This is a genomic window from Maridesulfovibrio sp. (genome assembly GCF_965230075.1).
Lineage (GTDB): Bacteria > Desulfobacterota > Desulfovibrionia > Desulfovibrionales > Desulfovibrionaceae > Maridesulfovibrio.
The window spans coordinates 3,487,948-3,500,210 of sequence record NZ_OZ245945.1; the positions used below are offsets into that span (position 1 = coordinate 3,487,948).

General features: G+C 48.5%; 11 protein-coding genes. 8 read left to right on the forward strand and 3 right to left on the reverse strand.

Annotated features, from left to right (window positions below; genetic code table 11):
- Positions 1 to 2: 2 nt before the first annotated feature.
- From ACO05Z_RS15825 to ACO05Z_RS15855, 7 genes are all read left to right on the forward strand, one after another.
- The gene (locus ACO05Z_RS15825; RefSeq protein WP_421903151.1) at positions 3 to 1,661 is read left to right on the forward strand and encodes a PhoU domain-containing protein; all 1,659 of its coding nucleotides are present in this window, start codon (positions 3 to 5) and stop codon (positions 1,659 to 1,661) included.
- A 23-nt stretch (positions 1,662 to 1,684) separates the two neighbouring features.
- Positions 1,685 to 2,560 carry a GAK system ATP-grasp enzyme gene (locus ACO05Z_RS15830; protein ID WP_421903152.1) on the forward strand — a complete coding sequence of 292 codons (876 nt, stop codon included), beginning with the start codon at positions 1,685 to 1,687 and terminating at the stop codon, positions 2,558 to 2,560.
- Positions 2,560 to 3,648 carry an HprK-related kinase B gene (locus ACO05Z_RS15835; protein WP_421903153.1) on the forward strand — a complete coding sequence of 363 codons (1,089 nt, stop codon included), beginning with the start codon at positions 2,560 to 2,562 and terminating at the stop codon, positions 3,646 to 3,648. The genes ACO05Z_RS15830 and ACO05Z_RS15835 overlap by 1 nt, the downstream gene beginning before the upstream one ends.
- 41 nt (positions 3,649 to 3,689) lie before the next feature.
- Complete coding sequence (locus tag ACO05Z_RS15840; protein WP_421903154.1) at positions 3,690 to 4,877, forward strand: GAK system CofD-like protein; 1,188 nt, start codon at positions 3,690 to 3,692, stop codon at positions 4,875 to 4,877.
- 25 nt (positions 4,878 to 4,902) lie between these two features.
- Entirely contained in the window at positions 4,903 to 5,268 is a 366-nt protein-coding gene (locus ACO05Z_RS15845; RefSeq protein ID WP_421903155.1) for an amphi-Trp domain-containing protein, read from the forward strand.
- Between the two features lie 173 nt (positions 5,269 to 5,441).
- On the forward strand, positions 5,442 to 5,984 hold the full coding sequence (locus tag ACO05Z_RS15850) for a hypothetical protein (protein ID WP_421903156.1): 543 nt from the start codon (positions 5,442 to 5,444) through the stop codon (positions 5,982 to 5,984).
- A 110-nt stretch (positions 5,985 to 6,094) separates the two neighbouring features.
- Positions 6,095 to 6,958, forward strand: coding sequence for a nitroreductase family protein (locus ACO05Z_RS15855; RefSeq protein WP_421903157.1), 864 nt, complete (start codon positions 6,095 to 6,097; stop codon positions 6,956 to 6,958).
- Between the two features lie 37 nt (positions 6,959 to 6,995).
- Here ACO05Z_RS15855 and ACO05Z_RS15860 read toward each other — a convergent pair whose 3' ends face one another.
- Positions 6,996 to 7,412, reverse strand: a complete 417-nt coding sequence (locus tag ACO05Z_RS15860; protein ID WP_421903158.1) for a hypothetical protein — start codon at positions 7,410 to 7,412, stop codon at positions 6,996 to 6,998.
- A gap of 268 nt (positions 7,413 to 7,680) precedes the next feature.
- Complete coding sequence (locus ACO05Z_RS15865; protein ID WP_421903159.1) at positions 7,681 to 10,677, reverse strand: PAS domain S-box protein; 2,997 nt, start codon at positions 10,675 to 10,677, stop codon at positions 7,681 to 7,683.
- A 367-nt stretch (positions 10,678 to 11,044) separates the two neighbouring features.
- Between ACO05Z_RS15865 and ACO05Z_RS15870 the strand changes: the two genes are divergently transcribed.
- A complete protein-coding gene (locus tag ACO05Z_RS15870; protein WP_421903160.1) occupies positions 11,045 to 11,320 on the forward strand; it encodes a DUF2325 domain-containing protein in 276 nt (91 codons plus the stop codon).
- 88 nt (positions 11,321 to 11,408) lie between these two features.
- Here ACO05Z_RS15870 and ACO05Z_RS15875 read toward each other — a convergent pair whose 3' ends face one another.
- Positions 11,409 to 12,260, reverse strand: a complete 852-nt coding sequence (locus ACO05Z_RS15875) for a deoxyribonuclease IV (RefSeq protein ID WP_421903161.1) — start codon at positions 12,258 to 12,260, stop codon at positions 11,409 to 11,411.
- Between the last annotated feature and the right edge of the window lie 3 nt (positions 12,261 to 12,263).

Below are 12,263 nucleotides of genomic sequence, written 5' to 3' on the forward strand. Positions count from 1 at the left end.
TTATGCTCACATTTGAAGGGTTGGATGAAAACTTCAAGTTTCTCATCCTCGAGGTATTGAATCAACTTAAGGCTACCCGGGAATTCGTGGCTTCGCCCTCCCGTTCATTGTTTCGCAAGATAACCTCCCGCGACGACTACATTGATAACCTGAAGACAGTTATCGAGAACAAGTCTTATTCCCGCATCAACAGCACCATGGACCTCGACCCCAAGCTGTTGAATAAAATCAGGGCCATTCAACTTTCCTCGGTCAATCTGGAACGTATCGGCGATCATTGCGTTAACATTGTCAAACAGATGGCCTATCTGGAGGACAAAGGCCACGTGAACCGCTACGAATGTGCAGAAGCATTCGACATTATTGAAGGTGCCGTGGTAAAAATTGCAGAAGCCTTCAGCTCTGAAGACATGCCCATAGCCCTTGAAATCTGCAAATCGGAAAACCGTCTGGACTCCCTCTACAAAGACAATTTCAACCGCATTATGGCCGAAATGGGCAGCGGCAAGAACATACCCGACCTGGTAACATGTTTGTTTATTTTCCGTTACCTTGAAAGAATCGGCGATGCCATGCTCAACATCGGGGAAGCGATCATATTTTCCATCCTCGGCGAGCGCATTAAAATTGAGCAGTTTGAATCACTGCAACAAACCCTGAGCGTGTCCGGTTACGACGGTTCTTTCTCGGACATCGACTTTCAAGGTATCTGGGGCTCGCGTTCAGGCTGCCGCATCGGCCGCGTGCAGGCCAAAGGGGATGAGAACACGGACAATCCCCCGGTGGCGCAGGGAAGCATTTACAAGGAAGGAAATCTCGACAAGATCAGATTGGAACGAAGCAGCCTTGAACAATGGAGCGAACGTTTTCCGGGCATGGTTCCGGAAATCTTCGGTTTTCACGAAAGCAAGGATGAGAACAAAGGTTCCATGCTGGTTGAATTCCTGCCCGGTTGCACCCTTGATACCATGATCCTGACTTCTGATGATAACGATCTGGAAAACGGACTGTTCATTCTTGAACAGACCCTGCGTCATGTCTGGCTGAGCACTAAAACGGACCAGCCAATACAGACAACCTTCATGGAGCAGCTCAAGGCCCGCCAGAACGGAGTCCTGCAGGTCCATCCGGAATTCCACCGCAATGCCCGGCAAATGGGTTCTACGGAAATTGTTTCTTCTGAGGAATTACTCAGCGAATGCGCAATCATTGAGGAATCCCTTCCAGCCCCGTTCACCGTATTCATCCACGGCGACTTCAACTGCAACAACGTAGTCTACAGTCATGAGGATGAGCGCGTCAGGTTCATCGACCTGCACCGTTCCCGCGACTTTGACTACATTCAGGATCTTTCGGTGTTCCTTGTTTCCGGATTCCGCATGCCGGTATTCGAGCGCCCCATCAGAAACAAGATCAATGCAGTCATATCCCGCATGTACAACTTTGCGGAGGAATTCGCACAGGAAAACAACGATGAGACATGGCAGGCCCGACTTACCCTTGCCTTGGCGCGCTCTTTCTACACTTCCACCCGTTTCGAATTCAACTACGCCTTTGCCAAGGAAATGTTCAACCGTTCCATGTTCCTGCTGGAAAAGATGAATCGCTACAGCGGTAAATGGAACAATTTCATTCTGCCTGAAGATATTCTTCATTACTAACAAGCTAAGATAAGGTGCTGACAATGAAAATAGGTGTAATCGGACTTAAGGGAGCATGGTCCTCCGAACAACTTGCCAAGGCAGTGGCCGAAAAAATAGGCCGGGAAACAAAGATATTTGAAATGCAGGACGTTCGTCTGGACCTGCCCTCCGGGCGGGCCATGGTGGAAGGTGAAGATCTCTCCACTTATGACGCGCTGATTATCAAGAAGATCGGCAGGCAGTACTCCCCGGACCTGCTGGACCGTCTTGAAATGCTGCGCATGCTTGAAGGACGCGGAGTAAAATTCTTCTCCTCACCATACTCCATCCTGCGTGTGCTGGACCGGCTCACCTGTACCATCTCCCTGCAGCTGGGTGATATCCCCATGCCCCCGACCACAATCACCGAGGACGTAGACCACGCTCTTGCAGCAGTGGAAGAATACGGCGAGGCAGTGTTCAAGCCTCTATACAGCACCAAGGCGCGAGGCATGTTCGTGCTCAAACCCGGGCCTGACGCTCGCCGGATCATTGAGGATTACCATAAAGAGTACAACACCATGTACATCCAAAAGACCATCGATCTCAATGACAGCGACCTCGGCATTGTCTTTCTCGGTGGTGAATATCTGACCACCTACGCCCGTTGCAAAACCACCGACTCATGGAACACCACTACCGTCAACGGCGGCAAGTATGCCCCCATTGATCCCCCTCAGGAGATTATCGACCTCGCCCAGAAAGCACAGGCTATCTTTAATCTTGATTTTACCTGTGTGGATGTGGCTATCACCCCTGACGGACCCTATATCTTTGAAGTATCTGCTTTCGGCGGCTTTCGCGGCCTGCTTGATGCCCGCGGCATCGACGCTGCAGCCCACTATGTAGACTATGTAAGCAAAAAGGTGGAAGGATAATGAACCAGACCACAATGACCAAATCCGTAATTGTTGAAAAATACCGCCAGGAATTCCCTGCAACTCAGTCTTTGTTCATCGACTTCGGCGGCTGCGTGATTGAAACCCGGGTCAACAACTCAGACCTACTGGCCAACCTGAACAACTACTTCAAAGAATTCCTGATTGACACTGACAAAGGCGATATCCTGATCACCGCCCACGAATGCCCCAAAGCGGACCTCGGCCTCGAATATACCATTAAGCAACCTGATCCGGGCAAAACTAAGATCAAGGAAGAATTCTACAACCTTCCTGATGGTCGCGTGGTCTACAAGAGACTGACCGGAATGATCTTCGTCTTCGGCGGAGATGAGAACATCGCCATCGGTCCCTGCATTGAAAATTCCAATCAGGTCATCAACTTCATCAATAATCGTTTCATCGAATACAAGCTCAACAACGGCTGCTACCTCGGCCATGCCGCAGGTGTTATCGAGAACGGACGCGGCATTGCCATGGCCGGTTTCTCCGGTATGGGTAAATCGACCCTTGCCCTGCATCTCATGAGCCGCGGAACAACTTTCGTCAGCAACGACCGGGTTATGACAGAAGATAACGGGGATTCCCTGACTATGTACGGTGTTGCCAAGCAGCCGCGCATCAACCCCGGCACCGCGCTGAATAATCCGGACCTTTCCTGCATCGTATCCCCCGAAGACAAGAAGACATTCCTGTCCATGCCCAAGGAAGAACTCTGGGAACTGGAGCATAAATATGATGCCCTTATCGATGAGTGCTACGGCAAAAATAAATTCATTCTCAAAGCTCCTTTAAGCGGTCTGGTTATCCTCAACTGGCAGCGCGATACCTCCGAAACCGTAGTCAAAATTGTTGATCCCAAAGAACGCAAAGACCTGCTGCCTGCATTCATGAAGGAAACCGGACTCTTCTACCTGTCTGATTCAGCTGAAAAAGAAAATGATACTGATGTTGACGCTTACGCTGAAATGTTGTCAAAGACTACTCTCATTGAGATCAGCGGCGGTGTAGATTTTGATAAAGCTGCCGATGCCTGCCTGAAATTTATGAAGGAAGGCAAAATTTAAGTAATTATTACTGATCAGACTATAACTTTACAGGGAAGCTGATGCGCATCAAAATCGAACGCGAAGTAAGGGTGCCGGACCCAATCAAGCTGGAACGCTACCGCAGGACCCCGGACCTCGGCCCCAAAATCCTCTTTTTCAGCGGCGGTACCGCGCTTAAAAAGACTTCCTCCGTGCTGACCCAGTATACCCACAACAGTATCCACGTAATTACCCCCTTTGATTCCGGGGGCAGCTCCGCAGTTATCCGTAACCAGTTCAAAATGCTGGCAGTTGGGGATATCCGTAACAGACTCATGGCCCTTGCGGATCAATCCGTGCTCGGCAACCCTGCCATCTACAAACTTTTTGCCTACAGATTACCTAAGGATGCCGGGGAGGATGAACTGCACGCTGAATTCGAAGAAATGATGGAGTGCAAGCACCCGCTGGTGCGCGACATTCCCTCCCCCATGCGCAAAATTATCCGCAACCACTTCATCCATTTTGCCAACATCATGGATGACTTCAACCTGCGCGGGGCCAGCATCGGCAACATCATCCTGACCGCCGGATACATCAGCAACCGCAGACACATCGATCCGGTGCTTTACATTTTTTCCAAGCTGGTTGAGGTACGCGGCATTGTTCGTCCCACAGTAAACAAGGACGTCCATCTGGCCGCAGAACTGGAAGACGGCACCTTTGTAGTCGGCCAGCATCTACTGACCGGAAAAGAAGCCTCTCCCATCGGCTCCGGCATCAAAAAACTCTGGCTGGCTGAGCACCTTGATGACTCAACCCCCTGCACAGTCCAGATCCGCAAAAAAATGAAAAAGCTGATCAATAGCGCGGAACTGATCTGCTATCCTCTGGGAAGCTTCTATTCCAGCGTGGTCGCAAACCTGCTCCCCGAAGGCATCGGTATGGCTGTCAGTGAAAGCAAGTGTCCTAAAATTTTCACCCCCAACACCGGAACCGACCCGGAGCTGAAAGGACATTCCCTGACCGACCAAATCCATAAGCTATTATATTACCTGCGCAAGGACGATCCGGAAAACATCAAAATCAGCGATGTTCTTAATTTCGTTCTCGTGGACTCGGTAAATGGGATTTATCCCGGCGGCGTTGATAGGAAGGAGATAAATAAACTCGGTATTCGGGTAATCGACTGCGAGCTTGTCAGCCAAGAAAGCACTCCATATCTGGACCCGGAGCTTCTTTCGCAGGCCCTGCTCTCACTGACCTGAGAACCACATAAAAAGGCAGGTACGTATGGGTAAAGAAGGAAAAGCCAAGGTAAGCCTGAAAAAGAAAGTCGGGCAGGATGAAGCAATTGCTATTCTGGAAGATATCCTCAAGAGCTTCAAGGCTGGAAACATGGTTATCCAGAACGGAGAAGAGTCTGTAACCCTGATTCCTTCTGATGAAATCAGCATGGAAATCAAGGCCAAAACCAAAAAGCTGAAAAACAAGCTCAGTATGGAGCTTTCATGGAAGGCTGTCCCGGTTGAAGCTGAAAATTTCAGCATTACCGATGACGAAGAAAAGATTGACCCCGAAGCGGAAGAACCCGAAGGAGTACAGGAGACCAAGCCTGACCCAAACAAAGCAAAAGTTATCAAGAAAGCTGAAAAATAGACCAAATCGAATCGATCATTTCAACTCCTCTCTAGCGCAACAGAGAAGAATTTTTTTATTTCCCAACAACAGTGAGCACTCATTGACTTTCACCCACGACCCCTTACCTATATAATAGGAAGGTCCGTGTATTGACAAAGCCCAACTTAATTGCACAGCCGCAGGAGGGCCAAATGAAGTTCAACACTATTAAAACTTTATTTGTCATTATACTGGCGGCTGCAATGCTCATTTTTGCAACCGTCGCTCATGGCTGCAGCGTCAGCTTCAAGTTTGCAATGGAAAACAGAGGAAGAACTTGGGAACTTGGTAACGGTAACTATCTCGGCTCCGTAGGTTTCGATAGACTCCGAGTCTCTGACACCTTTACCGTTGCTGATGTTGACTCACATATTGATCGCGGTGTCACCGTGCGCTTCTACGCCGGCAAAGGAATGACCGGTTTCAACGAATACACCCCGCTGACCGCCCAATCTGTCTTTGACTACACTTCAATTACCGGAATGCAGGATATTGAAAACGCTTTCTACGTTGAATTTGAACCGCGCAGGATTCGCTTTAAGCATTTTGAACATCCCGGACATAAGTGGATGACCTCCAACGGAAAAATGGGATATCTTGAGTCTGTTCCGGGACCTGTGCCCATTCCCACCACCTGGCTGCTCGCAGCAGTAGGATTGGTTACTATCACAGCGCTTAAACGAATCAGAGCATGACCCCTTCGCCCCGGCCCTCAAAAGCCGGGGCTTTTTACGCTGGTCAATCCTCGAACAATGCTTATCTATTTCCGGACAGCAAACTCACCACCCAAACACAGGACACTAAAATGTTACCAGTTATAATTGATGCTGAACTCTGCAAAAGAGACGAACTTTGTGTACACGAATGCCCGCTCATGGTCCTGACCGTGGAAGAAAAAGGGCAAGTCCCCGTAGTCCACCCCAAGAAAACCAACTACTGTATTAATTGCGGCCACTGTATGGCCGTCTGCCCCGCCGGGGCCATCTCCCTGAGTGCGTTTGAAGGACAATCGGCAACTCCCTTTAACAAAGAAAATCTACCTGATCCTGCCGCTGTTGAAACCCTGATCAAAACCCGCCGCTCGGTGCGTAGATTCAAAAAGAAAAATATCAGCGCGCAGGAGATCGGTGAACTTATCCACACCGCAGCCTACGCCCCTTCCGGCCACAATGCCCAGCCAGTTTCATGGACAGTCCTTGATACAGCGGAGAAAGTCCGCGAACTGGGAGAAGTCGTTGTTGAATGGATGGAAGAAATGGTGCAGCAGAAAAACCAGCTGGCGGAAAAGCTGTTCCTTGCCGGATTGGTCAACGCCTGGAAAAAGGGCAAGGATGTAATCTGCCGCGATGCTCCGGCCATAGCTGTTGCATGGGCACCAAAGCTGGGCATTACTCCGCAGGCGGATACAATAATTGCCACCAACACCCTTGAACTTGCAGCCCATGCCAAAGGTTACGGAACATGCTGGGCCGGTTATGTTGTGCTGGCCGCGGCCTACAGCACAAAAGTGCTGGATTACCTCGGTGTCCCCGAAGGACATATGGCCCATGGGGCGCTTTTCCTCGGATATCCCGCGGTAAAGTACCGCAATATTCCGCCGCGGCTTAAAGCTGTTGCCGAAGAACAGGATGGAAAATTCATTTTCCGCGCAAAGCCTAATACGCATTAAAAAAATTACCCCATCTTCTGCAGGAGATGGGGTAATTTTATTTTTGTTCATCAACGCGCTTACCGGGCATAAAGGCCGTGCGTAAAAATTTCGGAGTAAATATGCGAAAGGGGTTGCGTACCAGCATGTCCGGCATAACGTGATACCAGCGGTAGCCCAGACGATGGTAGACTTTTTTGGCCAGACATCCGTACCCGGTCTGCCGTGCGGCCCAAAGGGCAGCATCACGCTGGCACCTTGAAGTTGCCACGGCTTTAAAAATTTTATCGCTGTAGCCCTTATCAACAAGCATCTTGCGGATGCGCAGGTACTCGCGGTAGCGACTAATGATATCAGCAACAGAAAAGAAAGCTCCTGTCACCCAGCTCATGGCAATGGCAGCTGAGGTGACAAATCCCAGACTATGCCCATCGCGGTAAAATTCAGCCGCAAGCCATGCCAAGGTCACAACCATACCTATACAAAGCCCCAGAACAAAATGAGGTAAAGGGGCCACACGTAAATAATTATATTTTTTCTGTGCAAGAGCCTTTATCATCGTAATTCGCCCATAAAAACAATCAAATGTCAGGCTGTTGAGAAAGTTCCAGCAGACGGAGCTTAATCAGCAGTATGAAAACATACGTTACAGCTAGGGAATTACCACCGTAATCAAAACCGTTCAAGAAATATCGGTTGAGGAAAAATCAGCAGCACATTGTGTAGAAAGATATCCATATAGGTTAAGATTGCAATACCTTAGCCAATTCAGCAAGCAGGTCGTCCACATTGAAAGGCTTGGTGATGCGTGAGTCCATACCGCTATCAAAACACTTCTGTAGAAAATCCTCGCCCACATTAGCGGTAAGGGCCACTATCCTGACCGGAGAATGTGTTTTACGGATCGCACGCGCAGCTTCAAATCCGTCAAGCACAGGCATCTGGATATCCATAAAAATTATATCGAAGTCGTCTGATTCATTGAATATATCAACTGCATCTTTGCCATTTTCAACCATTACATAATTCTTGAGACCGTTCTTCTCAAAAACCTTGCGTAGCAGAATGCGATTCATCTTGCTGTCTTCGGCCACCATGACTTTCAAGCCGGAATAATCCACTGAATCGGGGACTTCTTCAGAACTGTCCACAACGTCCTGCGGCTGATTCAGATTTTTGCAGAGCTCAACGGGCAGGCCAAAGGAAAATAATGCCCCACCTTGCTCATTATTACGGGCAGAGAGCTCTCCACCCAAATGCTTAACCAATTTGTAGCAAATTGCCAGACCAAGTCCGGTCCCGCCGTACCTTCTGGTGATACTAGGGTCAGCCTGAACAAAGGATTCAAACAAGGTTTCCGCCCCACCTTCTGGCAGACCGATTCCTGTATCCGAAACCTCGAAAAACAGACGAGCCTTATCCCCGGCCCCCGCAGGACTATCCGGTCTACACCGAAGGGTAACATTTCCTTGATCAGTAAACTTAACCGCATTCCCAAGCAGATTAACCAGAACCTGACGCAGTCTAAGGCTGTCCACCCGAACACAATCCGGTACATTCTCTGCTTCAAGAATTACCTGCAAAGGTTTATTCATGGCTCCGATATCGACAACATCCCTCATCTCCTGCAGGAAAGCGGGAAAGTCGATATTCTCCTCATTCAGCTCCATGTGCACCGAATCAAGCTTTGAATAATCAAGGATGTCATTAACAATGACCAGCAGGCTGTCCACCGATGATTTTATCAAACGCAGATTTTCCTGCTGCTCAGAAGTCAATTCCGAGCGCTGGAGCAGCTGGACCATTCCTTTGACCGCATTCATGGGAGTCCTGAACTCATGGGTCATGTTGGCCAGAAAACGTCCTTTGGCCTCATTGGCTTCCTGGGCATCTTCCCTGCTGCTGCGCAATTCTTTCTCAATCCTTTTCAATTCGGAAATATCTTCAACCGCAACAAGGACCCGGTCCCAGGAATTTTCACACCCCGGAACAATCGTCAGATTAAGAATGAAAGACTGTTCCCGCCCATCGAGACGCATAAAACTGAACTCACTGCGATGTCTTTGCGCCCCCTTGAGCATATCTAGAAAAATAGTCCTGAACATCCGCCACGAATACTGGGTCACGTATGGCGAAAATCCGTCATTAATCAACTGTTCAAGGGAAGATGTGCCGAAAAATTCTATAGTTCGGTTATTGGCATCAATTATCCGGACATGCCCCACACACCGGGATACGGAATCCTGATCAGACAAAAGCTCTTCGCGGATAACCGGCAATCTATCAGAACCATACGAATCGAAAATATTTTTTATGGAACTAAGATCAAGCTCCCACAGGGCTACCGGAGAATTCTCAAAAAGAGACCGGAACCGCCACTCACTTCTCAGTTGCTCCTTTTCAGCTTTTTTCCGGGCGGTTATATCAATGACGAATCCTTCCACATAAGCAGACATTCCCGGTTCAGACTCGACAAGCCTAAGATCTCTGGAGGTCCAGACCGTACCACCGCCTTTGCGATGACACTCAACTTCATACGAAGCCACCTGCCCGGCAAAACGCAACATCTGCACACCACGCTTCCAATCATCACTATTCGTATAAACCTGATCACCCACACTGGAAACTTCTGAAATCAGTGCCTCACTATTCTCATAACCATACAGCTCTGCAAGGGCTTTGTTTGCAGTCAGATAACTCCCATCCAAAGTCGTCTGAAAAATTCCCATAGGAGCATTATCGAAAATATCGCGATACTTAATTTCAGCCCTTCTACGCAAGGCATCCGCAAGATGACGATTCTTGATCTCCTGCTCTACCTTCTCCTTCTGCCTGTTGACCTCATCTATTCTACGGGAGGCTTCCTGCATACGGGCTTCATAAATTTTGTGCCTCAGAACGCCCCGGATGAGCCAAAAACAGCCTATTGAAATCAAAAGGAAAATAAAAAGATACAAAATGAACTGCATCCTGATACTCAGGAAACCGAAAATTTTGTGTTCTTCCACCAGACTGATCACGCTGAGCGAAGTTCCCTGGACCGGGGATGAAATTGCCAGATAATCAACCTTGCGCCCTGCCTTGCCAGCTTCCAGCACAGTAAGACCGTCCCACTCATGCAGAACATCCATGAGCAGGAGTTCACCACTCTGTCGGGCCGAAATGTCGGAGACAGCTACAACTGTCCCTCCCACACGCAAAAAGTCGATCCCCACTGAGGGGGAGATGGTCATAAAGTCCAAACTTCGATGCAGGCTCTCAATACGTGTCCAGCCGACAACTGTCCCCTTTCTCCCATAAGAAGCATCAATAGGGACACTGACAACAATAGAAAGCTCCCCGCCGTACTCTCCGGCAAAAAAAGCCGGAGTTCCATGCCGGACCCTGAATCTTTCAAACTCATAATCATCTGCATTCAGAAGACATTCGCTATCGGAATCCAAAATCAGGCTGCCGTCTTCATCAAGTACGGCAATTCTCGAAAAAACAAGCTCATCCCCCACACTTCGCTGCGCCAAATTACGATTCAGCAGGGCACAGACCTCCTCGACCAGAGCTGGAGATTTCAAGACAGCACCGTCCCTGCCATCATCCAATTCAGAGATTACGGAACGAACAGAATTGCTGGCAGCCACACGGTCCAATTCAGAGACCCGTTTCGAATAATAGAAGCTGACGGCCATAGCCCTTTTGGCGGATTCGCCGACAAACAATTCCCGGGCAGTTTTCCGAACCTGCAACTGCGAGGAATACCCCGTCCACAATATGAGTCCAACAAATCCGACAAAGAGTAAAATCGTACAGATAAGGAGAATGCTGTAACCCGAACGGGTTTTATGATTGGTCTCATTTTCTCTCATCAAATCAGGCATTTCCATTGCAGGTCATAAAAATTTTCCAATTCAGTAAATATGATTACTCACCAAGAATCATAAAATAGTCATTCAACCTAAGGCAAACCATACACCCCGATTGAAAATATTGTGACAATCTTAGCACACTTAGGCTTATTTTTCGCACAAATTCATAAAAAAACAAAGTCTAACTTGACAATGAAAATCATTTTCACTAAATAATAATCAACACTAAAAAAACATGGAGGCAACTATGTGTGCAGCTCTTATCGGCGGAATGGACAGACTCAAACGTGACTATATTGTTTCAGCCAAGAAAAAAGGCGTTAAACTTAAGGTATTCACAGGAAAAGAAAACAAGGTTTCATCCAAGCTAGGCAGTGCAGACCATGTCATCATCTTTACTAACCAGATTTCCCACGCAGCGAAAAAAGACATTGTAAAATACACCAAGGCCAAACAGATTCCCCTGCACATGTTCCACTCCTGCGGAGTTTCCACTCTCAAGAACTGCCTTGAAAATCTTTAGAAAACACATGCAACAGCGATACCCCGGCGGGAAAGACGGTTTGGAGACAGTCTTTCACCCAGCCGCGGACACCTGTTCCTGAACCCTGCTATTCATGTAGGGACCGCAGAAGATCAATATTCATTTTATCGAGTTTGAAATCCGGATCATCTTCTTTCGGAGTTTCAATAACCTTGGGTACGGCAGCAAAGTGTGCGTCGTTGATTATATACCTGAAACCCTCCGGTCCGATATTTCCCTGACCGATATGCTCATGGCGGTCCTTGTTGGAACCAAGTTCCTGTTTACTGTCATTAAGGTGAAAGAAACGGATGAAATCAAGCCCGATCAGCTTATCAAACCGTTCGAAAACTTCTGCACATGATTCAGATGTGCGCAAGTCATACCCGGCGGCAAAAGCGTGGCAGGTATCGAAACAGACTCCCATACGTGAAGTATAGCCGGAGTCTTCCAGAATCGTAGCCAACTCCCCGAACCTGCTGCCGAGGTTGGTTCCCTGCCCGGCAGTATTCTCAATAAGTACCTTCACTTCCTCAGTTTCCGAAAGAGCAATGGCCTGATCAAGGTTGGCAACATAGCGTTCAAGAGCCTCAACCTTGCCGGACCCCAGATGGGAACCGGGATGCGTCACCAGATATTCAATACCCAGCTTCTCTGTACGGCGCAGTTCTTCAGCAAAAGCTTTAACGGACTTGGCTGCACCGTCCGGTTTTGGAGAAGCAAGGTTGATAAGATAAGAATCGTGGACACTGACCGGATAGTTACCCCATTCTTCGCGCAGCTTCTTAAAATTTTCCACCACCTTGTCTTCCAGTGGTTTCACCTTCCACTGACGCTGGTTGCGGGTAAATATCTGCAGGGCAGTTCCGCCTACAGCCATAATACGTTCCACAGCCTTATCCACCCCGCCGGTTATGGGCATATGGGCACCAATATACATAAA

Coding starts and splice junctions, on each gene's coding strand:
- ACO05Z_RS15875 (WP_421903161.1), bottom strand. CDS start 12,260: ATGTATATTGGTGCCCATATGCCCATAACCGGCGGGGTGGATAAGGCT.
- ACO05Z_RS15840 (WP_421903154.1), top strand. CDS start 3,690: ATGCGCATCAAAATCGAACGCGAAGTAAGGGTGCCGGACCCAATCAAG.
- ACO05Z_RS15850 (WP_421903156.1), top strand. CDS start 5,442: ATGAAGTTCAACACTATTAAAACTTTATTTGTCATTATACTGGCGGCT.
- ACO05Z_RS15825 (WP_421903151.1), top strand. CDS start 3: ATGCTCACATTTGAAGGGTTGGATGAAAACTTCAAGTTTCTCATCCTC.
- ACO05Z_RS15830 (WP_421903152.1), top strand. CDS start 1,685: ATGAAAATAGGTGTAATCGGACTTAAGGGAGCATGGTCCTCCGAACAA.
- ACO05Z_RS15855 (WP_421903157.1), top strand. CDS start 6,095: ATGTTACCAGTTATAATTGATGCTGAACTCTGCAAAAGAGACGAACTT.
- ACO05Z_RS15860 (WP_421903158.1), bottom strand. CDS start 7,412: ATGGTTGTGACCTTGGCATGGCTTGCGGCTGAATTTTACCGCGATGGG.
- ACO05Z_RS15835 (WP_421903153.1), top strand. CDS start 2,560: ATGAACCAGACCACAATGACCAAATCCGTAATTGTTGAAAAATACCGC.
- ACO05Z_RS15845 (WP_421903155.1), top strand. CDS start 4,903: ATGGGTAAAGAAGGAAAAGCCAAGGTAAGCCTGAAAAAGAAAGTCGGG.
- ACO05Z_RS15870 (WP_421903160.1), top strand. CDS start 11,045: ATGTGTGCAGCTCTTATCGGCGGAATGGACAGACTCAAACGTGACTAT.